The following is a 24,967-nucleotide window of genomic DNA, read 5'->3' as shown; positions in this document are numbered from 1 at the left end:
GCCGCTCGTGCAGATGCAATGACGCAGTGCACTCCTGCGGTGACCGCGCCGCCGCGACGACACGGCCGTTCTAAGCGACGCGTCGCCTTCGCCCCTCGGAGATCTCGCGCGCGATGCGATCGAGCGTCGGATAATCTGCCCCTCCCCCCACAGCGACATAGCCTGGCTGGAGGAACGCCGGCGCGGTCGGCGCCACCTTGCCGAGGTCGTGCGGGGTGTAGCGGCCGCCCGCCTTCTCAAGGATCAGGATGGCGGCAGTGACATCCCAGGCGTTGACGCCGAAACCGGCGGCGGCGTCGACCCAGCCGGCCGCGACATGGGCGATGCTGAGTGCGGCGCTACCCGGTCGTCGCAGGGTCGCGAAGGTGCGTGTCAGTTCGCCGAAGCGGCCGAGCGCTACCGCTTCGCCGTCGCTGCGGAAGTCGCGCGGCACCGGATAGCCGGTGATCAGCACGGCGTTGGCCTCGTCGGGCGCAGCACGGCTGGCGAGCGGTTGCCCGTTGAGCCAGGCCCCGTCCCGATCGGCGAGGAACAGGTTGCCACCGATCGGATCGAGGATGGCTCCGGCGACGGTCTCGCCGTCGATCACGGCCGCCACCGACGTGCACCAGAACGCCATCCCGCTGGCGAAATTGGCCGTACCGTCGATCGGATCGACATACCAGTGAACTGCACCACTCCCGACCGAGCCGCCTTCCTCGCCGACAAAGGTCGAGTCGGGAACCTCCCGGAACACGAGATCGCGGATCACCGCCTCGGCGCGGCGGTCATGCTCGGTGACGGGGTCGTGCCGGTCGCGCTTGAAATCGACCACCATGCCGCCGCGAAACGCGGCCGTGAGCGGCTCCTGAACGGCGAGAACGGCCTTGCGGGCAATGTCGGCGATCGTCGTATGCAGCATTGTCTGGACTTCCGGCTCAAGGGGCGCGGTTGCGTTAGCGCTTGTAGTGGATCTGCCAAAAATCCTGCCAATCCTGCCGCTTGTCCCAGTCGTCGAGGCCTGTCTTGGCGTCGTAGGGAAACAGGCGGTCGAGCACGACGGCGACACCCGACGGCTCGTCCTTGGGAACCGGGATCGCTTTGCTGGTCGGCAGCTTGCCATCCTGCATCTGTGGCATCAGCCCCTCCTCCGTCAGAATGTAGCGGACGAAGAGTTTGGCGGCGTTTGGGCTTTTGGTACCTTTGGCGATGAGCGCAAGCTTGGTGTAGGTCCAGCCGACCCAGGGCTCGAGCGTCCTGCAAAGGCCGAGCTTGTAGCCCTTGTCGGTGTTGTCGCGGAACTTGGCCGAGCTCAGCAGCCCCATGAACGGCGCCTTCTGCCCGGGCGCCCCAACGGCGTCCGAGATGCGGTCGTCATTCTCGGACACGAGCGGCGCGTTCTTCGCCAATGCCGCGAGCCATTCGGCGGCAACGGTCTTCTGCTGCGGGATCAGTGTCTTGCCGTAGTGCGCCTTGTAGGCGGCGGCGAGCGCCTCGTTGCCATGCTGGGCCAATTGGTTGAACCAGTCGGTATAGGTGCCCTTGGTCAGCGGATCGATGAAGGCGACGCGACCTTTCCATGCCGGCTCGGTCAACTGCCAGATGTTGGAAATCGGGCACGTCGCTCCGTGGATCTCGGTGTTGTAGGCCCAGACATTGGCATTGACGGAAATGGCGAGAGGGTCGCGGTAGCCGGCCGGGATCTCGCCGGCGAGATCGGCAGGCAGGTAGCTTTCCAGCACCTGGGCCGGGAGCATCTGCCCGATGACGGCCGGCGTGTCGGTCAACAGTGCCACGTCTCCCTTGACGTTGCGGCTCTTGCTCTCGCGCAGCAGCATTTCGAGCTGGCTGTTGGCCGACACTTTCTGCCCCGTCGCGCTGAGGCCGTATTTGGCCGAGAACGCCTTGGCCATGTCGACGATCTTGCCGGTGCTGTCGTAGATGGTGATCGGCGGCTCCTTCTTGGCCGCGGCGATCAGGCCGCTGAGGTCGAACGGCTCTACGGCGATGGTCGGGGTGGCGGCGGCTGCCAAAGCAACGGCCAGCAGCGGTGCTCTCCAGTAGGCGCTCATGGTCGTTCCTCCCTCGTGCGGCTTGCGAGTTGTTGCACCCGCGCCGCTTGCCTGTTTGGTTCGTGCGCAGGGCGCCGTCAGCGCCTGAGATTGACGCGCCACAGGTCCTGCCAATCCTGGCGGCGCTCCAGGTCGCTCGCGGACGACGCCAGATCCCACGCCATCATCCGGTCGAGGGAACGGCCGATGCCCGAGGGCTCATCAGCGGGCAAGGCGATCTTGGGGTGCGTCGGCACCTTCCCGTCGATGAGTTGCGGCGCCAGTCCCGGTTCGGTCAGCAGGTAGTTGATGAACAGCTTCGCCGTGTTGGGGCTCTTCGTGCCGGCCGCAACGACAGCCATACTGGGATAGAGCATGCCGGCGAAGGGTTGCATGTCGCGGCAGATCGTCAGGCTGAACTTCTTGTCGATATTGTCGCGGAACTTGGCGACCGGCACCATGCCGAAGAACGGCTGCTTTTGTCCGGGCGCGCCGACGGCGGCGGCGACAGCGGTCGAATCGGCGATGAGCGGCCCGTTGGCGGCCAGCGCCTTCACCCAGGCTGCGGTCGCCGAGCCCTGCCGCTTGTCGAACGGCTTGCCGAAATGCGTCGCATATGCGGCTGCCATCGCGGCGTCGTGGTGCGTCTCCAACTGGTTGAACCAGTCGGCATAGGCCGGCCTCTCCAGGGGGTCCATCAGGGTCACCAGACGCGACCATGCCGGTTCGGTCAGCTCCCACACGTTCTTGACCGGACAGGATTGCGATGCGGCGCCGTTATAGCTCCAGACATGCGGATCGGTGACGAAGACCAGCGGATCCCTCGCATTTTTCGGCAACAGGTTCGCCGCGTCGTCGGGCACGTAGGAGGTGACGACCTTCTTGGGCAGCAACTCGGCCGCGACCGACGCCGTGTCGGCCGCGAGCGAGATGGAGGCGAGCGCGGCACCGGCGCGGTGCTCCCGAATGAGCAGTTCCACCTGGCCGGCCTCGCTGACCTTCTTGCCGGAGACACCCAGTCCATAGATCTTGTTGAAGGCGTTGGCCGTATCAACGATCTTGCCGGTAACGGCGTAGACCGTCATCGGCGGCTCGGACTTCGCTCGTTCCGCGAGCAGCTTCAGATCCTCGGCCATGGCGGCCATTGCAGCGATCGACGCGGCGACCGCCAGGCCGGTGCGGAGCGCAGCCCTCGTCATGACAAGCATGGATCCCTCCCGTTTTCTGTCGTTGGGGGCGTTCATTGGACAGCCGCTTGCGCGAGGACGTCGTCGGCGCGTTGGAGACGCTGGCCGTCGCGCGAAAACACATGCAGCGCTGCCGGTCGGACGTGAAACCAAACGGTGTCGCCGACCTTGTGGCGCGGCGCCTCGTTGGCTGTCGCGAATGTCTTCTTGCCGCCCGAAGTCAACTCGACGATCCAACTGCCACCGGTCGGAAGGATGCCGGTGACGACCGCCTCGTCGGCGAAGTTTCCGAGAGGCACCGCCTCGGCCGAGCCGGCGATCTGAATGGTTTCGGGCCGGAGCCCGAGCGAGCCGATATCGGCATCGGGGCCCAGCCGGGCCGTGAGAAAGGTCACCGCGTGCCGCCCGACGACGTCGTGCGAGGCAGCGCCGATCTCGAAAATGTTGATCGGCGGGCTGCCCACGAACTCGGCGACGAAACGATTGGCTGGCCGGTCATAGATGTCGTTCGGCGTCCCCATCTGTTGCAGAGTGCCCTCATTCATCACCGCAATTGTGGTCGCGAGCGTCATAGCCTCCCATTGATCGTGTGTGACGAAGACGATGGTGGTGCCGAACTCGGCATGGATGCGCTTCAATTCGGCGCGCATTTCCAGCCTCAGCCGGGCGTCGAGATTCGACAGCGGCTCGTCGAGCAGCAAGACGCCCGGATTGACCACAAGCATGCGGGCAAGCGCCACGCGCTGCTGCTGGCCGCCGGAGAGCTGCGACGGATACCGGCCCCGGTATTTTTCGATGTCGAGCGCCTTCATGACGCGGGTGACGAGAGCCTCGCGCTCGGCCTTCGGCATCTTGCGCAGGCGCAGGCCAAAATCGGTATTGCGCTCGATGGTCAAATGCGGCCAGAGCGCGTAGCTCTGGAATACGAGGCCGAGTTCGCGCTTTTCCGGCCCGACGAACAGGCCCTTGGAAATGCTGTCGACGACGCGCTCGCCGATGCGGATCTCGCCGCCGGAGAGGTTCTCCAACCCCGCGATCATCCGCAAGGTCGTCGTCTTGCCGCAGCCGGATGGGCCGAGCAGGCACATGAACTCGCCATTGGCGATCTCGAGGTCGAGATTCGACACTGCGTTGGGCGAACCGGCGCCGTAGCTCTTATTGGCGTTCTCCAGGATGATCGCGGGCATCAGCTGCCTAGTCCTTCCGCCAGGTTCGTCTTGGTGAGCTTCTGCGCCGCCAGGGTGCCGAAATAGGCGATGGCCGCGATGATCAGGACGACCGCATTGGCCGCCTGCGTGTAGTGATAATCGACGAGGCGCATCGAGAACGTGGTCAGCACGTCCGTGCTGGGCACTGCGAGCATGACGAACAGGCTGAGCCCCTTGATGCCGGAGATGAAGGGCAGGAGGATGCCGGTCATCAGCGAACCCTTCTGGATCGGCACGACGACAAGGCGCATGCGCGCCAGCCAGCCAGCGCCGACGACCTGCGCCGCCTCCTCCGGATCCCTGCCGAGTTGCATCATGGCGGAAATGCCGGCGCGCGAGGCATAGGGCATCTGGTCGGCGATGAGTGCCAGGATCAGGATGAGCGAGGTGCCATAGAGCGCCGGAATCGGCCCGCGCGGCACTGCAAATAACGAGAGATAGGCGGCTGCGAAGGCGATGCCCGGCACGAGATAGGGCATGAACGTCACCTGGCGCAGGACGGTGGCGAGCGGCCGGACCGGCGTGCGCACCACGACATACCCGGTGATGATGCCGAGCAGGCCCGAGCAGGTCGAGGCCAGGCCGACGATCCACAATGTGTTGAACGCCGCCTGCCACAGGTCCGGGCTGAGCAGGATGCCGGTGCGCATGGCGACCGTCGGCAGATTCCAGCCGATCCAATAGTCGAGGGTGAAGTTCGACCATGAGAAGTCGGCCGGCACGCGCATGACCGTCGACAGGAACAGGGTCAGCAGTGGCACGCCGACGCTGGCGGCGTAGACGCCCGCGGCGAAACCGGTGGCCGGCCAGCGCCAGATGCCGAGTCGCGCCGGCCGGTTCATGGCGCCCTTGCCGCCGACCGTGACGAAGCGCTGCGCCTCGCGCACCAGATAGGCGTCGATCAGGATCGTGATGATGCCGATCAGCATGATGGCGCCGGCGATCACCCCGGCCACGCCGGTCTGGCGCGAGCCGATCGAGCGGTACAGCGAGGTCGCGAGTACGTCGTACTTTACCGGCAGTCCGAGCACATAGGCGACGCCGAACTCGCCGAGGCACTTGGCGAAGATCAGCACCACCGCCGACATCAGCGCCGGGCGCATCAGGGGCAGGATGATCTTCAGCGCGATGGCCCCGCGTCCGGCACCGAGGACGCGAGCCGAATCCTCGAGTTGACTGTCGAAGCGGCGCAGCGCCGAGCCAAAGAGGAGAATAACGAACGGCGTGTAGTGCAGCGCCAGGATGAGCGTGATCGGCACCTGGCCGTAGGCGAGCCAGTCCGGCGGGGTGAAGCCGAGGCTCTCCATCCAGCCGGCCTGACCACCGACCGTGCGGTTCTTGAACAGCGTCGTCCAGGCGAGCGCAAAGGTCCAGGCCGGCAGCATGTAGGGTACGATCAGGGCCGTCGCGAACCACTGCCGCGCGAACATGTCCGTGCGGCAGATCAGCCAAGCGATCGCCGTGCCGACGACGACGGCGATGCCAATGGCGCCGGCGGCCACCATCAAGGTGTTGCGCAGCGGTTGCCAGAACAGGTTCGCCGCCACCGGCGATGTGAAGGCGCGGGTGAGATAATAGGTTGTGAAGCTGCCGACCTCGGCGGCGGTGCGGCGCTCGTCGCCGAACTGTACGGTCACCGCATCGCGCAGAATGGAGACCACCGGCACGACGATGAGATAGGCAAACAGAAGTGCGGCGAAGAGGCCGATGATGGTCGTCGGCTCGCGCAGCGCAACGCGGAGCCGGTAGCGCAGCCGACATGTCCAGGCCGGCGACGGGATGGCATTCGCCCGGGCCCCTTCCCGGCCACTCTCGCGGCGTGGCGCGACGGCGTTACCGGTGGTCATCGGGGCGCCCTATTCCGCGCAAGGGCGGGCGCCCGCTGAAGCGGGACACGTCTTGGCCATCGTACCCTCCCTCTCCCCGCACAGCCTTGCAAAGAACGCTCTGCTGTGGGGCAGCTGTTATTTAGCTCTGATCGTGGGGCTGCGTGCAGCTTGACCCGATCCGTTGCATATCAAGCTCAACGCAAACGGCAGGCCTGTCAATCGCAATTTTGCACATGCGTGCAAGCGTGAATCCGGGCAGGTTGTGGTGAACCTCGACAGCGGTTTGCGCCGCGATGCTCGCGCTTGACCAGGTTGGGCGGGCGCCGTTGGCCAAAGCGGCTACGGCCCGGCGGCTGCGATCATCCGCTTCGGCAAAACCGTCATGGGAGCACTCTCATCATGGAGCTCTTGGGGGGCCTCCTCAGCCGGGGGCCCGGATGTCAGACCCAGGCAGCCCGGCGGGGCCGTCACTCCCCATCCAGGCCGGCGTCGCATTCGTCGATCAACCAGGAGCGAAAGCTCGAGACCTCCGCACGCATTCGGGAGAGCCTCGGCGTGAGAAGATAGAAGGCCCGCTCCGACGCGGCCCGCAGAGCTGTGCCGAATGGTGCCGCCAGGCGTTGCCCGGCGAGATCCTCCGCAACGAGAGCAGATGGCGCAAGCGCCACGCCCTGGCCATCAAGCGCGGCAGCCAAGGCCAGCGCGGTCTGGTTGAAGCGGCGTCCGACCGTTGGTGGGGTCGATGCGTTCGCCAGTTCCAGCCAGAGCGGCCAGGCGTCGTGGGCGTCGTGAAGGAGCGTCGCTCCTGCGAGGTCGTCCAGGCTCGAGAGTGTCTTGGCGATGGACGGGCTGCAGACCGGAAAGAGATCGTCTGCAAGCAGGCGCCGGGCATCGAGCGAGCGCTCGAAGGGCGGAGCCGACAGGCGCACTGCGAGATCCGGCAGGCCATGTCCTCCGAGGTGCTCGGTCGATTCCGACGCCAGGACGCGCACCTCGACATCCGGCGCAATCACGGAGAATTTCCCGAGCCGGGGAATGAGCCATCTTGCCGCGAAGGAGGGGGTGACAGTGACCGTCACGCCGCGTCGCTCGCGCTCCTGCGTGGGTTCGATTGCGGCCATGGCGCCCGCGATGAGCGCGAAGGCCCGCCTGATCTGCGGGTGAAAGGCCCGCCCGGCCGCGGTGAGCGCGAGGCCGCGCGGCTCCCGCTCGAACAGGGCGACCCCGAGGCTGGCCTCCAGAGCGCGAACCTGTTGGGCGACAGCGCCATGCGTCACATTCAACTCCTCCGCCGCAAGGCGAAGATTGAGGTGGCGCGCGGCCGCATCGAATGCGCGCAAGGTCGCGAGAGGGGGCATTCGTGACATGATGAGGGTGTAGCAACGCTACAGGGACACCGCACGGAAAATCCATGGTTCGGGACGTCCTCGTCGCCTACGACCGGTTGCAGCAGGCAACCAGGGGAAAGTCCATGACTCAGAAAGTCGCGATCATTACGGCCGGTGGCAGCGGGATGGGGGCTGCCGCCGCGCGCCGTCTCACCAAGGACGGTTTCGCGGTCGCCATCCTGTCCTCATCCGGCAAGGGCGAAGCCCTGGCCCATGAACTCGGCGGCATCGGAGTCACCGGTTCGAACCAGTCCAACGACGATATCAAGCGCCTCGTCGATGCAACCGTCTCCCGCTGGGGGCGCATCGACGTTCTCGTCAACAGTGCGGGCCATGGCCCACGCGCGCCGATCCTGGAGATTCCGGACGAGGACTGGCATCGCGGCATGGAGGTCTATTTCTTGAGCGTCGTGCGGTCAGTCCGGCTGGTGACGCCGGTCATGCAGGCTCAACGCTCCGGATCGATCATCAACATCTCGACGGCATGGGCCTTCGAGCCCGACGCCATGTTCCCGACATCGGCCGTGTTCAGGGCCGGGCTCGCCTCCTTCTCCAAGATCTTTGCCGACAAGTACGCAGCCGACAATATCCGCATGAACAACGTGCTTCCCGGCTGGATCGACAGCCTGCCGGCCACCGATGAGCGGCGCCAGCGCGTGCCGCTGCAGCGCTATGGCAGGAGCGACGAAATCGCGGGCACGATCGCCTTCCTTGCCTCCGACGATGCCGGCTACATCACCGGGCAGAATATCCGTGTCGACGGCGGCATCACGCGCGGGATCTGAGCGCCAGGGCGCGCGGGGCCTTTGAATATCTGGGGGCCTGCGCGAAACGCTCGCGGGCCCTCAGGCGCGCCGGGAAATGCCCTTTCCCAGAGAAGGCTCCTTCCGACGGAATGCTCTTGACCGACTGCCCCGGGGGTGAGTGGCTCGCGCGTCAGGGCGGAGGTGCAGGCTGGTGACGGCTGTCCGGATGCTGCCGACGGCTCAGGGGCGGCCGCCTCCCGATGGGCTGAACACCGACCAGCCCGTCGCTTCGGCAATGCGCTCCAGCGCGAGGGTGCCGAGGCGGGAATTGCCGCTTTCGTTCAGTCCGGGCGACCAGACGGCGATTGCGGCCTTGCCCGGCGCGATCGCCAGGATGCCGCCGCCGACCCCGGATTTTCCGGGCAGGCCGACGCGGAAGGCGAAGTCGCCGGAAGCATCGTAATGACCGCAGGTCAGCATCAGGGCATTGATGCGGCGCGCTCTTTGCGCCGAGATCACCCGCGCTCCGCCGGGCGAATGCAGGCCGCCGAGCATCAGGTAGCGTCCGGCCATGGCGAGCTGCCGGCAGCTCATGGCGATGGCGCATTGGTGGAAATAGACGCCAAGCGTCAGCGGCGCCGCATGCGTCAGATTGCCGAAGGCCTTCATGTAATTGGCCAGCGCAATGTTGCGGAAACCGGTCTCCTGTTCGGCGCGGGCCACGGTCTCGTCGATGACGATCGTCTCGTCCTCGGCGAGATAGCGGATGAAGCGCAACAGTTCGCCGATCGCGACGCGCGGTTCATGTCCGGCGAGATTGACGTCGCTGACGACGAGCGCGCCGGCATTGATGAAGGGATTGCGCGGAATGCCTTGTTCGCGCTCGAGCTGGACGATCGAATTGAAGGGAGTTCCGGAAGGCTCGCGTCCGACGCGGCGCCAGAGCGTGTCGCCGACCTTGCCGAGCGCCTGGGTCAACGCGAAGACCTTGGAGACGCTCTGGATCGAGAAGGGCTCTTCGGCATCACCGGCAGCGTGCGTTGCGCCATCGGAGGTGACGATGCAGAGGCCGAACTGCCCGGGATCGACATGGGCGAGCGGCGGAATATAGCTCGCGACCTCGCCCCGCTCGGGATGGGCGGCCATCTCCTCGGCCACCTCGTGGACGATTCGTCCGATATCTGCCACGGCCGCTCTCCGCTGTCCCGCACGGCAGGAAGCCCGAGGGAGGCAAGGGGGTCAAGATTGCGGCGCGCCAGGCCAGCCTTGCAAGGGGCCGTCGTTGTGGTGCTGCAGGCGACGATGCTTCGCTGCCGGACGATGCGGTGGGCGTGCGGCATTGCCTGGCCGGGATCGCCTTGGCGACCTGTCGTCAGGGAGGAGCGCTGCGAGCAGCAGCAGGCCGTGGATCTTGGGCTCAGTGCAACTGGCGGGCCGAGCTGACCAGCAGCGGCGCGCCGGGGAAGGGCCGGTTGAGTTCGCTCTGCGACGCGGACGCGATCATGCAGCGCGACTTGCCGCGGGACTTGGCCTGATAGAGTGCGCTGTCTGCCGCGGCGAGCAGGGTCATCATGTCGGTGCCGTGTTCCGGAGCAAGCGCAATCCCGACCGAGGCCCCCACGGTGACCTCGTGCTTGTTGTCGAGTTCGTAGGGTCGCGAGATCTCGCGGATCAGCCTTTCGCCGAAGCCGAGAAGTTGCGCGGCTTCGGTTTGCTCGGACAAGACGATGAACTCGTCTCCGCCCATCCGGGCAGCGAGATCACCATTGCGGATCATGCCGCGCAACCGCTCGGCGACGAGCTGCAACAGCCGGTCTCCGGCCATATGGCCGTAGCTGTCGTTGACGGCCTTGAAGCCGTCGAGATCGAGATAGATCAGTGCAAGCCGCTTCTGTCCGGCCTCGCGGGCGAAATGCGCGTCGAGTGCCTTCGTCAGGCCCGAGCGGTTCGAGAGCCCGGTCAACATGTCATGGCGCGCATGGAATTCGTTCTCGCGCTCGGCGCGCATCGTGGTGACCAGCATCTTGTTGAGCGTGCGGGTCGCCCGGCTCATGCTGAAGAGATAGAAAGGGATCTGCATGAAAACGATCAGCATGATCGGCTCGCCGAGGAAGGGCGCGGCAAAGCAGCAGGCCCCGAGCGTGAGGAAAATCATCACTCCGGCGAGTCGTGGCGCCCCGTAATTGCGGAAGCAGATGCCGCCGACCATCGCGGCGGCCGATAGGCAGGCGAGCGTGGCCACCACCCAGTCGCCGCTGCTCAGGCTGATGAAGGTGCCGTAGCCGACACCGCCGGCCCAGCCGAGGCCGAGCAGGATGTAGAGATCGGTTGGTGTTTCCTTGCCCTGCCTCGCCCGCTTCTGGGCGAGGAGAAGCACGAAGAGCCGCGTCACGCAGCAGAGGACCTCGAAGGCGCACCAGAGCACGAATGGCAGCGTCGGGATCCGCATCGCGATCAGAAACGACACGGCGATGGTGTTGATCACGCCGCCGGCGAAGATCGGCAAGGTGCCGTAGAGGCTTCCAATCAAGGCGAGCCTGATGTCGGCGGGCACATCGGGGCCAGCATCGGTCAGCCAGCGCGTCAGGCGCCAGCGCGGCAAACTATAGCTAGATGCCTGCCCACTCATACGCGTGCTGCAACTCCCTGGCCATGAGGTCCTGGAAGAGACCGGGGCGAGACCAGTGCTCTTGTTCGCGGCTCATAGAGCCGAGCCGTTACGATTCCGTGTGGAAGGCACAATGACTTGCGCACTTCCCTAGCGTCCGATCGTCACGCCGCCGCGACTACAGGCCCTTGCCGGAAAGTTTGAGCAGCCGAGCCACCTGGGCATCCAAGAAACCGCTGCTGCGCGCATCGGTGAGGTTGCCATCGGCATCAAACATCTTGTCGGCGAAACTGACGGCGACCATTTCGGGCACCATCAGCGCGCCGAAGCCGAGTTCGAGTGAGGTTCGCAACTGGGTCAGCCCACGATAGGCGCCGAGCGAGCCGGTGGAAGCTCCGCCGAGCGCTACGACCTTGCCCGCAAGGCCGCTGGCAGGGGCGCCAGGCTTGGCGGTCGATGCCCAGTCGAGCGCGTTCTTCAAGGCCGGGGCGTAGCCAGCATTGTATTCGGGGCTCGCGATGTAGAGGCCGTCATGCGCGTCGATCAGCGCGCGCAGCTCATGGGCTGCTTGCGGCGCGTTGCCGAAGCCGGTGGCATCGACCAGAGGAAGCGGATAGTCGCCAAGCGAGATCTGCCTCACATGTGCCCCGGCGGCGTGCAGCTTCCTTGCCGCCAGCGTCGCGAGCTTGGTGTTGAGGGAGCCCTCGCGCCAGGAACCGGCGAAAACGAGAATCCTAGGTGCTGGCATGTGATGACCCCATGACCTGGCCGGAAAGCTCCGGCCTGTCCGCGATCAGGAAAGCCTGCACTGTTGCTGGCGGCCTGGAAACCCGGGCTGCGGTATCCACACCATGCACGGGAGGGCGGGTGGGACCATCGCCAGGGAGCCCTCGCAGCCCTATGCCGCGCGACGATAGACCCAGACGCGGGCCGGCGGGATATTCCTCAAGACCCAGTCGGACACCATGGCCTTGAGGCCCGAACCCTTCCGCGGCACCGGCGAGATCACGGAGTAAGTGAACTGGATAAAGGGCGCATCCTTGATGAGCAGCGTGAAAGCGTCCTTGACGAGGGCGGTGCGTGTCGCCGGCGGGCGCGTGAACAGCGGCAAGCTGGAGACGACCGCTACGGCCTTCTCGCTCAGATGCCCGGCAAGCGTCGTCGATAGCGCGTAGGCGTCGCCTTCCACCACGGTGGCGCGCGGAAACCGTTCGCGCAGCAGCTTGCAGAATTCGGGGCTGTACTCGACCAGGATCAGTCTGGACTCGTCGATGCCGCGTTCGATCAGCGCCTCTGTCACAGGGCCGGTCCCGGGGCCGATCTCGATCACCGGACCAGGTACGGTCGGATCGACGAAGGAGGCCATGCGGCGCGCCAGGAACGGGCTTGACGGGGTCACCGAACCGGTGCGCAGCGGATCGTCGATCCAGGATTTCAAGAAGCGGGCATCGTCGCCGAATTTCGCCTTGGCTTCATTGACCCGCGTCTTCAGCTTCCCGGCCGTGTTGCGGACCTCGCCCTCGACCTTGTAGCGCACGGCAGCGACCTTCAGCTTGGCCTCGGCCACGCTATCTGCCAGCTCCGCAGCAGTGACGCGCATTTCACCCTCGATGCGAGCGGCAACGCTCGATTTGCCGAGCCGTCCGGCAAGCGCGCCGCGAGAATCCCGGGTGGTGGAAGAACGCGTCATGAAACCTCAGGCCTCGCCCCGTTAGCCGAAGCATCAGAACGAACAGATGCCGCTAGCGAGCAGAATTGACGTTAACCGTCAAGAAGTTCGGGTCAAGAGTGCCGCGTAGCGGCTGAGCTGTTTCAGATCAACGGCCTCGGATGGCGCTCGCGTTCGAAAAGCAGGGCCATGCGCGCGGTCAGCCGCGGGTTGAGCAAGGTGAGCCGTCCTCCGGCAAGCGAGAAAAGGCCGGCACGGCGCAGGCGGGACCAGGTTTTGCTGGTGTGGACAAGTGACAGGCCAAGCGCGTCTGCGAGGTGCTGTTGCGACAAGGGGAACTGGAAACTGCTGTCGCTGACGAGATCGAGCGCCTCGGCCCGGCGATAGAGCGAGATCACCAGCGCAGCGATGCGCTCGCTCGCGTTGCGCTGGCCGACTGATGTCAGATTCTCGTCGATCAGGCTCTCCTCCCGGGAGCCGAGCCAGGCGATCTCGTATGACAGCGACGGCATGTGCACGAAAAGATCCCAGATCCGCTTGCGCGGAAAGGTGCAGAGCTCGACATCGGTCAGCGCCTCGATGCCATGTTGGGCCGCGCTCAGGAGGGAAGCCTGCAGCCCGACCAGATCGCCCGGCAGCAGGAAGTTCAGAATCTGACGCCGCCCGTCGGAGAGCAATTTGTAGCGAAAGGCCCAGCCGGAGAACAACGTGAAGAGCTCGGCATCTTCCTGGCCGGGGTGAATGACCTCCGATCCGGCAGAAACGGAACGATGATCGATCTTCATACCCTGGATGAAGCGGACTTCCTCATCGCTCTTGTCCTTGAATGCCGCCTTCAGCCGCAACGGGCAGGCCAGGCATGGCACTCCGAGCCGGGTTATGCTGGCATGGTCGGGTATGGTCTTCATAACCCCATTATGCGCGGGGGAGCCGGCACAGCTCAATGTCGAATCGCATGCTTCGTGCGGTGCAACATATCCCGTGTGATTGACGGAACTGGCAGAAGCGTCGCGGCGTTCTAGCGCCGTGGAGCGTGCCGATCTCCAGCCTCCGGTTTATGATCGCGAGACCTCGCGATGATGCTCCGGTCAATGACATCTCGGGCGGGAGTTGCAAGACCATGGCTGAGACGCCGCAACCATCCAGGCGGTCGCGCATGCGGCAGTTTTTCCGCATCGCGCTGCGGTTCTGGAGTGGTGAAACCCGGTTGCGCGCCTGGGTTCTGACGATAGCGGTGCTGGTTTTCGTCGCTGCGCAGACGGCGACCGCCGTCGGCATCAATAGCTGGAACCGGTACTTCTTCGATGCGCTGGAAAAGCGCGACACCGGCGCTGTCTGGTCGGTGATCGCCTGGCTGCCGGCGCTGGTCATCGCATTCAGCCTGTCGCTCTCCGCCCTCGTGATCAGCCGCATGCTGCTCCAGGCGCGGTGGCGGGAGGACCTGACCAGGCGTCTTGCCGGCTGGTGGATCGCTGATCAGCGCTATTACCGGCTGGGCTTCCTCACCAAGAGGCAGACGGCCCCGGAATACCGGATCGCAGATGACGTCCGGCTCGCGATCGAGCCGCTAGCCGAATTCGCGATCGGCTTGATCAGCGCGGCGGTAACGGCCGCGACCTTTGCCGCCATCCTCTGGCAGGTCGCAGGCTCAGCTCACTTCACGCTCGGTGGCGTGGCGGTCGTGATCCCGAGCTACATGGCGCTGGCCGCGATCGTCTATGCGGCGGTCGCGTCGCTCGCGGCCTATCTCACAGGACGACCGCTGGTCGCTCGGATCGCAGCAAAGAACGAGGCCGAGGCCCAGTTCCGGGCCGAAATGACGCGATTGCGCGAGAATGCCGAGAGCATCGCCCTGATCAAGGGTGATGCCGACGAGCGTGCATCGGTCGGCGAGAACTATGGCCGCGTCCTGGCCGCCTGGCTCAGCGTCATTCGCCAGCAAGGCGTGATCGCATTGGTGCTGAACACCAATGGTGCCTTGTTTCCTATCGTGCCGCTGCTGCTGATCGCGCCGAAATATCTCTCGGGCGAGGTTACGCTCGGGGCCGTGATGCAGGTCGTCGCGGCGTTCAGCGCCGTTCAGGCCGCGCTGATCTGGTTCGTCGACAACTTCGTCAGGCTGGCCGAGTGGTTTGCCTCCGTCACCCGGGTCGACGAGCTTGTCGAAGAGCTGGAAGCGCTCGACGTCGGCACGATCATGGTCGGCGAGACCCAGATCTCACTCGGCGAGAGTGATGACGGCGCGATTCATATCAAGGAGCTCTCGCTCGCGCACAGCAATGGGCGCATCGTCATCGCAGACGCGACGGTTGTCATCGAACTCGGCGAGAAAGTCCTGATCGTGGGAGAGAGCGGCTCCGGCAAGAGCACGCTGATCCGGTCGCTCGCCGGCCTCTGGCCCTGGGGTTCAGGCTCGATCCAGGTGCCTCGCGGCAAGAGCATCGCCTTCGTGCCGCAGAAACCCTACTTGCCCCTCGGCAATTTCAGGACAGTCCTGCTCTACCCTGATTCCGAGATCCCCGTCAGCGACGAGACCATCATTGCCGCCCTTCGGCGCTGCGGCCTGGCCTATATGGCCAAACGCCTGAACGAGGAGGACAATTGGGATCGCGTCCTGTCCGGCGGCGAGCGTCAGCGCGTCGCCTTCGTGCGCTTGCTGATCCAGAAACCCGATATCATCATCATGGACGAGGCGACCTCGGCCCTCGATGAGGACAGCCAGAATTCGCTCCTTGGACTGTTCGAAGGCGAGCTCGCGCACGCGACAGTCATCAGTGTCGGTCACCGCCCCGGTCTCGAGGATTTCCATGACCGCAAGATCACCCTGGAGAAGCGGCTCGCCGGCGCGCATCTGAGCTCGCGCCGGATCGGCAAGTCGCTCTGGCGGCTGTTTCGCAGCCGTCAGCCCGCCAACGAGGACGAGGAGGCCTGAGCCGCCGCTCCCGGTTTCGTGATCGCTGCCAACCGCGCAACGGGAACCGAACGGGCGGCGTCGCGTTCTCTTCGACGTGAACCGGTCAATGGTGACCGGTCGTGGCGTAGGGAGAGACAGATGTTGAATGACAGCCTTGCCCCCATCAAACGCGCCTTCGCCTTCTTTGGAATCATGGGCGCGGTGGTGGCCACGCTGACCTTCGGCTCGGCTCTCCAGAGCGCGACCGATCAAAGTTCGACCTCCGTCGCGGAGGCCAAGATTCGAAACAACATGCCGACAGATAGCCAGCTGGCATCGGTGGATCCCGCCCAGAGGGTCGCCGATCGGACCAAGCGCGCCATCGCGACCTCGCAGGAGGCTCGCGTGGTCGGGCCGGTCGCCAGCGTCATTCGCTGAGCCGGGACCGTCTGCGGGAAAGCGGAAGAAGGGGCGCTCGGTCGCGGTGCGACTGGGCGCTCTCCGCGCGCTTGTCACGCGCGAAGCCGCCCTCGGGCGGCTTGTTTTGTCCGTGGCCGCGCTGACTGCGATGAGGCGCATCGCTTGGCCTGGAGGGTTCAGTGCAGCTGCGTATCCGTCACGCGACGACCTATCGCTACGCCCAGCCGGTCGAGTTCGGACCGCATCGCCTGATGTTGAGGCCGCGGGACAGTTTCGACCTGCGCGTCGTGGGAACCGCGCTCAGCATCACGCCGGCGGCGCAATTGCGCTGGATGCATGATGCCTATGGCAATTCGGTTGCCATCGCGAGTTTCGAAGGGCAGGCCGACAGCCTCGACATCGTCAGCGAACTGGTGGTCGAGCGCTTCGGACCGGCTCTTCCGAGCCCGGTGCTCGCGTCGGACGCGGCTATGACGGGGATTGTCTACACCCCCTCCGAGCGCGCGGCGCTACAGCCCTATCTGGCGCTGGCAAGCGCCGATCCGGATGGCGCTCTCGACCAATGGCTTCTCGCCTTTCGCGCGCGGAGCGGCGCCGGCACCGGGCACCTGTTACGGGATCTCGCACATGCCATCAATGACGTGCTGAGCTACGCCATTCGCTTTGACGAGGGCACGCAACACCCGCTCGACACGCTGCAGATGGGGAGCGGCTCCTGCCGTGACTATGCGTGGCTGTTCATCGAGCTGGCGCGCCGCCTGGGCTTCGCCGCCCGGTTCGTGACCGGCTATATTCACGAGCGCACCCTGGAAAACGGCGGTCTCGTCTCACCGGCGGGCCTGACGCATGCCTGGGCCGATGTCTTCATCCCCTTCGACGGCTGGGTCGAGTTCGATCCGACCAATGATCTGGTGGCGGACCGCCAATTGCTGCGCATCGCCGTCGCCCGCGTTCCTGAGGACGCATCGCCGGTCTCCGGCAGCTATACCGGGCTCGCCGGTGCTTTCCTTGGCCTGAATGTGGGGGTCAGCATCGAACCGGTCGAGACGAACCCCTGCTGGGCAGGCTCAGTCCCGGTGCACGATGCGCCAGGAGCCCAGTGAACGCCCGCCCGGCGCGGAGACCTCGGTCGCCGCGATCTGTGTCAGCAGACCGGCGAAGAGCTTGGGGGGCTCGGCATGGTCGATCTCGCGATCGGCCTTGATGCTGATCTCGATGGTCTCCTCATCGATATCGGCAGCGGTGACAGTCACGGTGAGGCCCGGTCCGTGCCGCAAGGCACGCCCCACCACGTCGACGATCAGGAAGCCGAGCGGAATGATCCGGTCGACAGAAAGGGACGACATCGTCTCGATCTGGCTGACGAGGCCCTGGTCGCGGCGGCGGATGAGGTTCGAGATCATCGTCATGACGTCGTCGAGGAACAGGTCGACGCGGACAGGCTGCATTTCTCCGTCGGCGAGCGTGAAGCGATAGGCTGCCGAGAGGACGTGGACGCGGCATTCGGCGTCGGCGAGCGCAAGCCTGGCTTCGCCGCGGGAATCGCGCTTGGTCAGTCCGATATAGCTCTGGACGACCTGCAGGCTGTTCTTCACCCGGTGATGCAGCTCGCGCACCAGGAAGCGATTGTCGTCGAGGGCGTTCGAGAGCTTGCGCTGCCGCACCTCCTCCTCCTCGACCATTGCGTTGAAGGCCTCGGCTACGCTGCGCATGTCGCTCGGCATGTCCGCCGCAATCGGGGCCCGGGCGCTCGAGAGTTTCGCACGTGTCCTGGCCGCCGTTTCGATGCCGCGCAGCCAGCGCACGCAATGCCGGTCGATTGCGCGCAGGTAGACGAAGCAGAGCAACGCCAGGGTGAGGAGCGGGGTCAGCAGCAAAATGAGGAACTGCGTCTGGGCCGCACGTTCGGCTGTGTTGTCGAAACTCGCGATCACATAGAGGTCGGGCTCGGCAACCATGCGGGCGGCATAGGCGCCGTTGGGGCCGGCCTTGCTTGCCGCCTCCCAGCGCGCCTTGACCTCAGGCACCACTTCTTGCGCCGGTAGCCAGGATTCGTCGCCTTCATCGGCTCCCCGGCTGGTGACGATTCCGCTGCCCCGGTGGATCAGTGCGACCGCAAGACTTTCATCGCTCTCGCCGAGATCGAAGACCTTGTTGAGGAGGTCGGGGTCGGCGAGCAGCAGAGCTTCCTGCGCAGGTTGTTCGGGGTCGTTGGTATGAGCATAGACTGCGAGATAGCGCTGTTGATCGAGGATGAGGTCGTCATAGCGCACGGCCGCAAGTTCCGTGCCCGCCCAGATGCGGACCGGTGGTTTGGCGCTCAGTTGCTCTACGGTCGCGGCAAGCTTGGCCGACGTGACGTGCGGATCGAGCGAGACCGAGCAGATCTCGCCGTTGCGCATCTTGAGGTGAAGGGCGCTGTAGCCGGTTACCCGCTTCAGAATCTCCTGGGCGGCCGCATCGCAATCCCTGTTGCTCGACGTGCCCACGGCTGCGGCCGCCGCCAGCAGCGAGCGCAAGGCGCCGCGATACCAGACGCGAGCGCGCACGGCATAGTCGTCCGCCGTGCGGACCTGGAAAGTCTGAATTGAGGCGATGACCGTTCGGTAGGTCGTGATCGCAGCGATCGCCGACAGACAGGCGATCGGCAACGCGATTGCGACCAGCAGGGCGAGAAGCCTGCCGCGGACGGTCTTGAACCGCGCCAGTCGCATTAGGGTCGGATGGGTTCGGAGCTGGTCCTGTGAACCGCTGCCGCGCTCTGACGATCGGGCCCGAGATCATCGAGACCTTTGATCGACAGCAGCTCCGCAAGCTTGGTGCGCGCCCTGTTGACTCGGCTTTTGATGGTGCCGATCGCGACGCCGCAGATCTCAGCAGCCTCCTCATAGGAAAGGCCCGTTGCGCCGACCATGATCAGCACTTCCCGCTGTTCCTCCGGAAGCTTGGCCAGAGCCTTGCGGAAATCGGCGAGATCGAGATGGCTCTCCTGGTTGCCGTGCACAGCCATGCGCTCGGCATAGGTCCCCTCACTGTCCTGCACCTCGCGGCCGCGCTTGCGGTAGAGCGAGTAGTAGGTGTTGCGCAGAATGGTAAAGAGCCAGGCGCGCAGGCTGGTGCCCGGTTCGAACTTGTCGGAATTGCCCCAGGCCTTGAGCAGGGTGTCTTGCACCAGATCGTCCGCGAGCTGCATCGAGCCCGAAAGCGATGCCGCAAAGGCACGCAGGTTCGGGATTTCCTTGATCAGGCCGTCCTTGAACTCAGGGGCGCTCATCACTTGCTTCCTCAGCGGATGAACGGCTTTCCTTGGCTTCCAGCTGCGCCAGCAGAACCAGGAATTTGTCGGGGATGGGAGCGTTGATCAGATCGTCGTAATGCGCCTTCAGCGACCGGCCGATCGACTCCTGAACCCTGGGGTCCAGAATGGCTTCGAAATCCGTCTCTTCGCTCCCGTTCGGCTCTGGCATCTCGATCTTCATACCACTCATCATACCCTCGCGCCGACGCCGCTCCGCTCTTGCTGCAGGGGCGGCCGGATTGCCTTGTTCAACCGACTTCCAGATGCCGGCGGATCATGATCCGCCGGGAGCATCATTGACACGTATGCTGCCAGATAACGGTCTCGTTTCAGAAAAGTTCCGGGCAAATCGCAAAATAAATTGCTTGTCAGAAACACGTTGCGGGTGCTCACTTTCGGCAAGTTGAAGAAGGACCAATCAATGTCGATTGCGAAGGAAATTGCCCCGCATCTGCCCTATCTGCGCCGCTTTGCGCGAGCTCTGAACGGCACGCAGGCGAGTGGCGATGCCTATGTCGTTGAAATGCTCGAAGCGCTCGTCGTCGATCCAAATTCCTTTCCGCGCGACGTCGATGCCCGCACTGGGCTGTACAGGATTTTCCTGAAGCTCTGGTCGTCGGTCGGTATCAACAACCAGTCTTCGGGCGGTGTGGAGCGCTCATCGGCCGAGCGCAATCTCAGTGCGCTGACGCCGCGTCCACGGCAGGCTTTCCTGCTGCGCACCGTCGAGGGCTTTTCGCTCGATGAGGTGGCTGCGATCATGGAGGTCTCCGCGGCGGAAGTGGCAAATCTCGTGCAGGTCGCGGGACAGGAAATCGCCGATCAGGTGGCCACCGACGTGCTGATCATCGAAGACGAGCCCATCATCGCTCTCGATATCGAAACGATGGTCGAAGAGCTTGGACATACGGTGACCGGTGTCGCCCGGACCCATCGCGAGGCGATCGCATCTGTCGCGAAGAAGCGGCCGGGCCTGGTGCTCGCCGATATCCAACTCGCTGACGGTAGTTCCGGCCTCGAAGCCGTCAACGAGATCCTGAGCGCGATCGACGTCCCGGTGATCTTCATCACGGCCTATCCGGAACGCCTGCTGACCGGAGACCGGCCCGAGCCTGCCTTCCTGATCACCAAGCCGTTCCAGCCGGAAGCGGTGAAGGCGGCGATCAGTCAGGCGCTGTTCTTTGACCGGCGCGCGGGTCGCAAGGCTGCCTGATACAGGTCAGTATGATATCGGGGTCCGTGGCGTCAGGGCGCAACGGGCCCTTTCTCGTGCGTCTTACCAGCCGAGAAAATAGACGATCAGAAGTGCCGGAAACGGCACGGCGACGATCATCGGCGCAATCCATTTCATGACATCTCTCCTGGCGCGTGGCCGGCTCACGACCGCCGCCTCTTGGTTATTGCAATCAAGCCGGTGATCGCCGCTGCGGCGAGCGCAGCGAAGAAGACGATCCTTGCGGCCATCGTCGCCAGCCCCGGCACACCGCCAAAAGCCAGCATCGCCGCAACAAGCGCTGCGATCAGGAATGTCACGGCCCACCCGGACATCGAGAAACCTCAGAATTCAACACACATCGTTGAAGCAACGGTTCTGCCGCAGAAAAAGTTCCGACTCGGTGGCCCGGAGAAGATGAGTAATGAATGGAACAAGTCTTACGCATCCTGCGTTGCCTCATGTGCGTTCCGAAATTTGAAGGGCGCCGAGAACGACAAGGCTGATGCTGCTCGATAACTTTCCGGACGCGACGGACGCATCCGTTTTATTTAGCAGCTACGTATGAACCAGCGCTCAGATGACTCTGGCTGTCCTTCTCGTCGTTGCACCGCTTTCGCTCCCTTCTGAAATCGTGACGGGGGCCTGAATGAAGGAGGGAATGCTGCGATGACGACCAGGGGCATGGTGCGGGTATGCTGCATCGGCGCGGTGGCCGCCATGCTGCCCCTTGGCACGCCTTCCAAGGCCGAGCCGGCTCCACGAACTCAGACGGAGATGCGCCCCGGGCCCGTTGCTTTGCCGCCGCCGCGCCCTCGGGATTTGGCTATGCCTTCACCAGCGCTGCCCTCCGTGCCGGCCCCCGCGGAACAGTCGCCTGTGAAGCCGGTCGAACCGCAGCCGCCCGTCACCTCTACTCTGCCCGGAGAAGGCGCCTGCATGCGGGCATTGGCAGCGATCGCGGGCAATCGCATTCGTCAGCCCGATGCTAGGCAATACCGGGCAACGGACCCGGCCTGCCGGGTGCAGGAGCCGGTCGTCGTGGAGGCGCTTGCATACCGTGCGAGCGACGGGCCGGGGACAGTTGTCTTCGCGCCGCCGGTCACGATCAGCTGTGCCATGGCGACGACGGTTTCGCAGTGGCTTGACGATACCGTCCAGCCCCTCGCCCGAGGGCATTTTGGGCGGGATCTCTCGCGTCTTCAGGTTGGAGGTGGCTATGAGTGTCGTCGGCGCAATCGCTCGACGGCCGGCCCGGTCAGTGAGCATGCGACGGGACAGGCGCTCGATATCTTCGCCTTTGTCATGGGCGAGGAACGGTCGGGCGGTGTTCGTGTCGTGGTCGAGAAGCCGGCAGGATTGGCTCAGGATCGCTTTTTGAAGTCGGTGAGGCAATCGGCGTGTGGGGCTTTCGCGACCAGCCTAGGCCCGGGCTCGGACGCCGCCCATGCCAATCATCTTCATGTCGATATTCAGCCGCGCCGCTCAGCGGCGGCGCGCTTCTGCCAATGAGGTCTGCGCCGTCGCTCAAGCGACGTTGTCAGAGATCTCGTCGAGTTCGACGCGGGTGAGCCGCCAGGGATCGCTTGGGCGAAACAGGGCCACCGGGACCCGGCCGGTCTCGGCCTGCGCGCGGCGCAGCGCGAGAATATCGAGCGCCGTGCTTTGGTCTAATCCCGACGCAATCAGATCCTCAAGTTCCCAAAAGGGAGGAAGCCGGTCCGGCTCGCTGCCTGTCGGGATCAGCGTCGCTTGCAGAGGAGGGCTAATACGAGTGAACATCTCACGTTTCCGTCCAGGGGCGGAATTGGAACGCAACGCTCCTGCCTAGGTTCCAGACTGATTGGGAACTGTGGAGCTATTGCGGCATTTTTTGGTAACCATGTTGTCAGGAGATTCGTCATGATCCATCGGCCTGCCAAAATTGTCGCCGCAACCGCGTTCTGCGTTGCCGCCTTGAGCGCGCTTACAACCACGGCTGCGAACGCACAGAGCGGGGCCCCGGCAGGTCGGCTGAGTTGCCATGTCGGCGGCGCACTCAGCCTTATCGTGACATCGCAGAAGCCCATGGAGTGCCGTTTTACGCCGCGCCGGGGCCCCGTGCAGCGCTATACCGGCGTTGTGCGCAGCTTCGGGCTCGATGTCGGCTCGTTCAAGCGCAGCAGCATGGGCTGGCGTGTCTTCGGTCCTTATGCACGAGCTCCTCTGGGAGCTTTGGCGGGCACCTATGTCGGTGCGAGCGCTGGCGCTTCGGCGGGGACGGGAGGATCGGTGAACATGCTCATCGGCGGCGTCGAGAAGGATGTCACGCTGCAGCCTCTCTCACTTCAGACCCTTCGCGGCTTCAATGTCGCCGTCGGCGTAACCGGTCTCGAGCTTACGCTCGCGCCGTCATCGTCTTCTCCCCCGCCGCGTGGGCGCCGCTGACGTCTCGCAACTGCTGAAGACGGAGAGGCTCTGCAGAGGGTTACGCTTCGATAACCTTCTTGCCGCATGTTTAGCTCAATTTGGAGCTTTCCGTCGCGGTGCGTCCCGTGTGCCGGAACAACGCCATGCTTCGCCGCGTTCTTCAGACAGAGGCGAAAGTTCCATGGCTGGTCGAGAAAGGACGCGGGATTGATGAGCCAGATCCGCATCCTGATCGTCGAGGACGACCCGTTCATCGCGATGGATATCGAGTATGCCGTGATGGATAAGCTCGGCGAGGATGCCGAACTCATCATTGTCGGTTCCGTCGAGGAGGCTCGGCGCGCCATCGGCTCGCCGGTTTCCTGCGCATTGCTGGACATCGACGTCGTCGGCGGCAAGACGTTCGACGTTGCCAAGAGCCTGCTCAGCAAGGGGACGCCGATCGCGTTCGTGTCCGGTGCGACGCCGGGCGATGTGCCCGACGCGCTGCGCCAGGTGCGCTTTCTGCGCAAGCCATTCTCGACGCGCGAGATTGCCAGCTTCGTATCGCGAGCATTGAAGGCGAACTGACGGCACCCTGCGGCTGCGTCCAGGGCAGCTCGCGCGGTTGGCTCAGTTCACTCTGCGCTCAGCCTCTCTTGGGGAATATCAGCGTGACCCGGGTTCCAGGACGCTCTGTGCCCGGGGTGCGGGCGGCGACATCCATGGTCGCCCGCATGCTTCGTAGCAGGCTCGCAATGACCGTCTGACCCAGCCCCTTGACCTCGGTCTGGGGCGGCATTCCGACGCCGTCATCTTCGATCGTCAGGACGAGTGTCGGGGCTTCGGTACCGTCACCTCTGCCGAAGCGAATGACGACCCGCCCGGTCATGTTCCCGGGAAAGGCATGCTTGATCGCGTTGGTGACGAGTTCGTTGACGATCACTACGAAGGAAACCGCGTCGCGCCCGGGCAGCCGGATCGAATCCATATCGAGATCGATCGAGATCGGTCGACCCTCGGCCGCCTTGCCGATCTCGTCCAGTAGGTCCTCCATATAGGGGCGGGCGTCGATCTCATCGGTCTCGATGTCGAGACGCAGCCGGCGCTGTCCGGCGGCGATCGCCTGGATGCGCGATTGCGCCTGGGCGAGGGCCGTTTTCACCGCCGGCTCACGCGTCTGCCGGCTCTGCACATTGAGCAGTGCGGAAACCATGGCGAGGTTGTTGCCGACGCGATGGTTGACGTCACGCAGAAGCGCCTCGATGCGCAATCGCTCCCCTTCGAGCTGCTGCGTGCGCTCACTGACGATCTGTTCGAGTTCCGCATTGGTCATCGCAAGCGCTGCAGAGCGGCGCTGGCGCGTGCGGACCTGCAGCCATGCGGCGAATGCGAGCCCTGCCAGCGCCACCACGATTCCGATACTGGCCCAGAGCCGGCGGCGCTCCTCGCGGCTGCTCAAGGCGACCAGCTTGATGTTCTCGGCGAGCTGGATCTGCTGGATCGTCCCGCGCAGTTCGTCCATCGCCGCAATGCCGTACCCGTCGCGGATTTGCGCCAGCGCCTCAGCCTGCCGGCCTTCGCGAGCAAGCGCTATCGCTGCCTCGAGTTCCTCGAATTTGCGGGCCATCTGGGCGCGCACCAGGGCCACCCGCTCGCTCTGCTGCTTATCGTCGGAGACGAGGCGCTCAAGCGCCTCAAGGTCGGACGGAGCGGCTGCGCGGCCAGAGGTATAGGGGGCAAGGTAGGGTGTCGTACCCGTCAGCAGATAGCCGCGCTGTCCGGTTTCAGCATCCCGCATGTGCCCGAGCAGGCGTTCGGCCTGTTCGCGAATCTCGACCGAGTGAGCCACCTCGCGCGAGGTTTCAATCGCTTGCGAATTGATCCAGGCCGCCAGGATGATCGCAACCCCGACGACGGTGATGGCAGCAATGGTGGTTGTCGCGGAGCGCAGCCGCCGGGCCAGCGTCGGTAATGGCGATAGAAAGATCGGGCCTTGCGGCCTTGCTTGGGCGGACATGGACACCGTGATAGCCGACCGAAGTCACAATCCCTATGTAAAAAGACAGGATTCGTCCATGCTCGGCGGC

The 24,967-nt window shown here is 64.7% G+C and carries 25 protein-coding genes; 9 read left to right on the top strand and 16 right to left on the bottom strand.

The genetic code is table 11. The features are described from left to right. Window positions 1-70: 70 nt before the first annotated feature. The 6 genes from BIWAKO_RS08855 to BIWAKO_RS08830 form a co-directional block, all read right to left on the bottom strand. Window positions 71-901, bottom strand: a complete 831-nt coding sequence (locus BIWAKO_RS08855; protein WP_069878393.1) for an inositol monophosphatase family protein — start codon at window positions 899-901, stop codon at window positions 71-73. Between the two features lie 34 nt (window positions 902-935). Further along, window positions 936-2,051 carry an ABC transporter substrate-binding protein gene (locus BIWAKO_RS08850; protein ID WP_069878392.1) on the bottom strand — a complete coding sequence of 372 codons (1,116 nt, stop codon included), beginning with the start codon at window positions 2,049-2,051 and terminating at the stop codon, window positions 936-938. 77 nt (window positions 2,052-2,128) lie between these two features. Continuing rightward, window positions 2,129-3,274, bottom strand: a complete 1,146-nt coding sequence (locus BIWAKO_RS08845; RefSeq protein ID WP_244523384.1) for a substrate-binding domain-containing protein — start codon at window positions 3,272-3,274, stop codon at window positions 2,129-2,131. Continuing rightward, window positions 3,271-4,404, bottom strand: coding sequence for an ABC transporter ATP-binding protein (locus BIWAKO_RS08840; protein WP_069878391.1), 1,134 nt, complete (start codon window positions 4,402-4,404; stop codon window positions 3,271-3,273). Before BIWAKO_RS08840 ends, BIWAKO_RS08845 begins: the two co-directional genes overlap by 4 nt. Further along, window positions 4,404-6,272 carry an ABC transporter permease gene (locus BIWAKO_RS08835; RefSeq protein ID WP_084651228.1) on the bottom strand — a complete coding sequence of 623 codons (1,869 nt, stop codon included), beginning with the start codon at window positions 6,270-6,272 and terminating at the stop codon, window positions 4,404-4,406. The genes BIWAKO_RS08840 and BIWAKO_RS08835 overlap by 1 nt, the downstream gene beginning before the upstream one ends. A gap of 449 nt (window positions 6,273-6,721) precedes the next feature. After that, window positions 6,722-7,612: a LysR substrate-binding domain-containing protein gene (locus BIWAKO_RS08830; RefSeq protein ID WP_244523383.1), complete on the bottom strand. Its 891-nt coding sequence runs from the start codon at window positions 7,610-7,612 to the stop codon at window positions 6,722-6,724. Between the two features lie 113 nt (window positions 7,613-7,725). Here BIWAKO_RS08830 and BIWAKO_RS08825 point away from each other — a divergent pair, with 113 nt between their 5' ends. Then, complete coding sequence (locus tag BIWAKO_RS08825) at window positions 7,726-8,427, top strand: SDR family oxidoreductase (RefSeq protein ID WP_069878389.1); 702 nt, start codon at window positions 7,726-7,728, stop codon at window positions 8,425-8,427. A 201-nt stretch (window positions 8,428-8,628) separates the two neighbouring features. On the opposite strand, the gene BIWAKO_RS08820 is transcribed toward BIWAKO_RS08825, so the two are convergent. From BIWAKO_RS08820 to BIWAKO_RS08800, 5 genes are all read right to left on the bottom strand, one after another. Further along, window positions 8,629-9,576 (bottom strand): glutaminase, encoded by a 948-nt coding sequence (locus BIWAKO_RS08820; protein WP_074471522.1) that lies wholly within the window; start codon window positions 9,574-9,576, stop codon window positions 8,629-8,631. Window positions 9,577-9,805: 229 nt separating this feature from the next. Further along, on the bottom strand, window positions 9,806-11,017 hold the full coding sequence (locus BIWAKO_RS08815) for a GGDEF domain-containing protein (protein ID WP_069878388.1): 1,212 nt from the start codon (window positions 11,015-11,017) through the stop codon (window positions 9,806-9,808). A 157-nt stretch (window positions 11,018-11,174) separates the two neighbouring features. After that, complete coding sequence (locus BIWAKO_RS08810; protein ID WP_069878387.1) at window positions 11,175-11,744, bottom strand: NADPH-dependent FMN reductase; 570 nt, start codon at window positions 11,742-11,744, stop codon at window positions 11,175-11,177. Between the two features lie 150 nt (window positions 11,745-11,894). Further along, on the bottom strand, window positions 11,895-12,686 hold the full coding sequence (locus BIWAKO_RS08805) for a class I SAM-dependent methyltransferase (RefSeq protein ID WP_371331890.1): 792 nt from the start codon (window positions 12,684-12,686) through the stop codon (window positions 11,895-11,897). A 122-nt stretch (window positions 12,687-12,808) separates the two neighbouring features. Further along, window positions 12,809-13,573 (bottom strand): Crp/Fnr family transcriptional regulator, encoded by a 765-nt coding sequence (locus BIWAKO_RS08800; RefSeq protein WP_074471521.1) that lies wholly within the window; start codon window positions 13,571-13,573, stop codon window positions 12,809-12,811. 248 nt (window positions 13,574-13,821) lie between these two features. Between BIWAKO_RS08800 and BIWAKO_RS08795 the strand changes: the two genes are divergently transcribed. The 3 genes from BIWAKO_RS08795 (at window position 13,822) to BIWAKO_RS08785 (ending at window position 17,081) form a co-directional block, all read left to right on the top strand. Then, the gene (locus tag BIWAKO_RS08795) at window positions 13,822-15,597 is read left to right on the top strand and encodes an ABC transporter ATP-binding protein/permease (RefSeq protein ID WP_176733288.1); all 1,776 of its coding nucleotides are present in this window, start codon (window positions 13,822-13,824) and stop codon (window positions 15,595-15,597) included. A 120-nt stretch (window positions 15,598-15,717) separates the two neighbouring features. Then, complete coding sequence (locus tag BIWAKO_RS08790) at window positions 15,718-15,996, top strand: hypothetical protein (protein WP_069878385.1); 279 nt, start codon at window positions 15,718-15,720, stop codon at window positions 15,994-15,996. 161 nt (window positions 15,997-16,157) lie between these two features. Next, on the top strand, window positions 16,158-17,081 hold the full coding sequence (locus BIWAKO_RS08785) for a transglutaminase family protein (RefSeq protein ID WP_069878384.1): 924 nt from the start codon (window positions 16,158-16,160) through the stop codon (window positions 17,079-17,081). Here the strand turns inward: BIWAKO_RS08785 and BIWAKO_RS08780 are convergent. From BIWAKO_RS08780 to BIWAKO_RS08770, 3 genes are read right to left on the bottom strand one after another with little or no spacing between them, the layout of a single operon-like run. After that, window positions 17,046-18,692, bottom strand: coding sequence for a sensor histidine kinase (locus BIWAKO_RS08780; RefSeq protein ID WP_069878383.1), 1,647 nt, complete (start codon window positions 18,690-18,692; stop codon window positions 17,046-17,048). The genes BIWAKO_RS08785 and BIWAKO_RS08780 overlap by 36 nt on opposite strands. Beyond that, window positions 18,692-19,252, bottom strand: a complete 561-nt coding sequence (locus BIWAKO_RS08775) for a sigma-70 family RNA polymerase sigma factor (protein WP_043234959.1) — start codon at window positions 19,250-19,252, stop codon at window positions 18,692-18,694. Before BIWAKO_RS08775 ends, BIWAKO_RS08780 begins: the two co-directional genes overlap by 1 nt. Beyond that, the gene (locus tag BIWAKO_RS08770; RefSeq protein ID WP_176733287.1) at window positions 19,239-19,457 is read right to left on the bottom strand and encodes a NepR family anti-sigma factor; all 219 of its coding nucleotides are present in this window, start codon (window positions 19,455-19,457) and stop codon (window positions 19,239-19,241) included. The genes BIWAKO_RS08775 and BIWAKO_RS08770 overlap by 14 nt, the downstream gene beginning before the upstream one ends. 240 nt (window positions 19,458-19,697) lie before the next feature. On the opposite strand from BIWAKO_RS08770, the gene BIWAKO_RS08765 reads away from it, so the two are divergent. The 3 genes from BIWAKO_RS08765 (at window position 19,698) to BIWAKO_RS08755 (ending at window position 22,001) form a co-directional block, all read left to right on the top strand. Further along, complete coding sequence (locus BIWAKO_RS08765; RefSeq protein WP_069882289.1) at window positions 19,698-20,489, top strand: response regulator; 792 nt, start codon at window positions 19,698-19,700, stop codon at window positions 20,487-20,489. Window positions 20,490-20,669: 180 nt separating this feature from the next. Next, window positions 20,670-21,008: a hypothetical protein gene (locus BIWAKO_RS37305; RefSeq protein WP_371331889.1), complete on the top strand. Its 339-nt coding sequence runs from the start codon at window positions 20,670-20,672 to the stop codon at window positions 21,006-21,008. Between the two features lie 309 nt (window positions 21,009-21,317). Next, entirely contained in the window at window positions 21,318-22,001 is a 684-nt protein-coding gene (locus tag BIWAKO_RS08755; protein WP_074471520.1) for an extensin-like domain-containing protein, read from the top strand. A 15-nt stretch (window positions 22,002-22,016) separates the two neighbouring features. Here BIWAKO_RS08755 and BIWAKO_RS08750 read toward each other — a convergent pair whose 3' ends face one another. After that, a complete protein-coding gene (locus tag BIWAKO_RS08750) occupies window positions 22,017-22,271 on the bottom strand; it encodes a hypothetical protein (protein ID WP_069878380.1) in 255 nt (84 codons plus the stop codon). A gap of 120 nt (window positions 22,272-22,391) precedes the next feature. On the opposite strand from BIWAKO_RS08750, the gene BIWAKO_RS08745 reads away from it, so the two are divergent. Next, a complete protein-coding gene (locus tag BIWAKO_RS08745) occupies window positions 22,392-22,916 on the top strand; it encodes a DUF992 domain-containing protein (protein WP_069878379.1) in 525 nt (174 codons plus the stop codon). Window positions 22,917-23,108: 192 nt separating this feature from the next. Beyond that, complete coding sequence (locus BIWAKO_RS08740; protein ID WP_069878378.1) at window positions 23,109-23,468, top strand: response regulator; 360 nt, start codon at window positions 23,109-23,111, stop codon at window positions 23,466-23,468. A 58-nt stretch (window positions 23,469-23,526) separates the two neighbouring features. On the opposite strand, the gene BIWAKO_RS08735 is transcribed toward BIWAKO_RS08740, so the two are convergent. Beyond that, a complete protein-coding gene (locus tag BIWAKO_RS08735; RefSeq protein WP_069878377.1) occupies window positions 23,527-24,897 on the bottom strand; it encodes a sensor histidine kinase in 1,371 nt (456 codons plus the stop codon). Window positions 24,898-24,967: the final 70 nt, after the last annotated feature.

The sequence above is a fragment of the Bosea sp. BIWAKO-01 genome (genome assembly GCF_001748145.1).
Lineage (GTDB): Bacteria > Pseudomonadota > Alphaproteobacteria > Rhizobiales > Beijerinckiaceae > Allobosea.
The sequence above is the reverse complement of the archived record's forward strand: the minus strand, read 5'-3'. Positions and strand labels throughout refer to the sequence as shown.

What these genes read in the sequence shown, in the direction of transcription:
- BIWAKO_RS08855 (WP_069878393.1), bottom strand. Translation starts at nt 901, where the DNA reads ATGCTGCATACGACGATCGCCGACATTGCCCGCAAGGCCGTTCTCGCC.
- BIWAKO_RS08850 (WP_069878392.1), bottom strand. Translation starts at nt 2,051, where the DNA reads ATGAGCGCCTACTGGAGAGCACCGCTGCTGGCCGTTGCTTTGGCAGCC.
- BIWAKO_RS08845 (WP_244523384.1), bottom strand. Translation starts at nt 3,274, where the DNA reads ATGAACGCCCCCAACGACAGAAAACGGGAGGGATCCATGCTTGTCATG.
- BIWAKO_RS08840 (WP_069878391.1), bottom strand. Translation starts at nt 4,404, where the DNA reads ATGCCCGCGATCATCCTGGAGAACGCCAATAAGAGCTACGGCGCCGGT.
- BIWAKO_RS08835 (WP_084651228.1), bottom strand. Translation starts at nt 6,272, where the DNA reads ATGACCACCGGTAACGCCGTCGCGCCACGCCGCGAGAGTGGCCGGGAA.
- BIWAKO_RS08830 (WP_244523383.1), bottom strand. Translation starts at nt 7,612, where the DNA reads ATGCCCCCTCTCGCGACCTTGCGCGCATTCGATGCGGCCGCGCGCCAC.
- BIWAKO_RS08825 (WP_069878389.1), top strand. Translation starts at nt 7,726, where the DNA reads ATGACTCAGAAAGTCGCGATCATTACGGCCGGTGGCAGCGGGATGGGG.
- BIWAKO_RS08815 (WP_069878388.1), bottom strand. Translation starts at nt 11,017, where the DNA reads ATGAGTGGGCAGGCATCTAGCTATAGTTTGCCGCGCTGGCGCCTGACG.
- BIWAKO_RS08810 (WP_069878387.1), bottom strand. Translation starts at nt 11,744, where the DNA reads ATGCCAGCACCTAGGATTCTCGTTTTCGCCGGTTCCTGGCGCGAGGGC.
- BIWAKO_RS08805 (WP_371331890.1), bottom strand. Translation starts at nt 12,686, where the DNA reads ATGACGCGTTCTTCCACCACCCGGGATTCTCGCGGCGCGCTTGCCGGA.
- BIWAKO_RS08800 (WP_074471521.1), bottom strand. Translation starts at nt 13,573, where the DNA reads ATGAAGACCATACCCGACCATGCCAGCATAACCCGGCTCGGAGTGCCA.
- BIWAKO_RS08795 (WP_176733288.1), top strand. Translation starts at nt 13,822, where the DNA reads ATGCGGCAGTTTTTCCGCATCGCGCTGCGGTTCTGGAGTGGTGAAACC.
- BIWAKO_RS08790 (WP_069878385.1), top strand. Translation starts at nt 15,718, where the DNA reads ATGTTGAATGACAGCCTTGCCCCCATCAAACGCGCCTTCGCCTTCTTT.
- BIWAKO_RS08780 (WP_069878383.1), bottom strand. Translation starts at nt 18,692, where the DNA reads ATGCGACTGGCGCGGTTCAAGACCGTCCGCGGCAGGCTTCTCGCCCTG.
- BIWAKO_RS08775 (WP_043234959.1), bottom strand. Translation starts at nt 19,252, where the DNA reads ATGAGCGCCCCTGAGTTCAAGGACGGCCTGATCAAGGAAATCCCGAAC.
- BIWAKO_RS08770 (WP_176733287.1), bottom strand. Translation starts at nt 19,457, where the DNA reads ATGAAGATCGAGATGCCAGAGCCGAACGGGAGCGAAGAGACGGATTTC.
- BIWAKO_RS08765 (WP_069882289.1), top strand. Translation starts at nt 19,698, where the DNA reads ATGTCGATTGCGAAGGAAATTGCCCCGCATCTGCCCTATCTGCGCCGC.
- BIWAKO_RS08755 (WP_074471520.1), top strand. Translation starts at nt 21,318, where the DNA reads ATGCCTTCACCAGCGCTGCCCTCCGTGCCGGCCCCCGCGGAACAGTCG.
- BIWAKO_RS08750 (WP_069878380.1), bottom strand. Translation starts at nt 22,271, where the DNA reads ATGTTCACTCGTATTAGCCCTCCTCTGCAAGCGACGCTGATCCCGACA.
- BIWAKO_RS08745 (WP_069878379.1), top strand. Translation starts at nt 22,392, where the DNA reads ATGATCCATCGGCCTGCCAAAATTGTCGCCGCAACCGCGTTCTGCGTT.
- BIWAKO_RS08740 (WP_069878378.1), top strand. Translation starts at nt 23,109, where the DNA reads ATGAGCCAGATCCGCATCCTGATCGTCGAGGACGACCCGTTCATCGCG.
- BIWAKO_RS08735 (WP_069878377.1), bottom strand. Translation starts at nt 24,897, where the DNA reads ATGTCCGCCCAAGCAAGGCCGCAAGGCCCGATCTTTCTATCGCCATTA.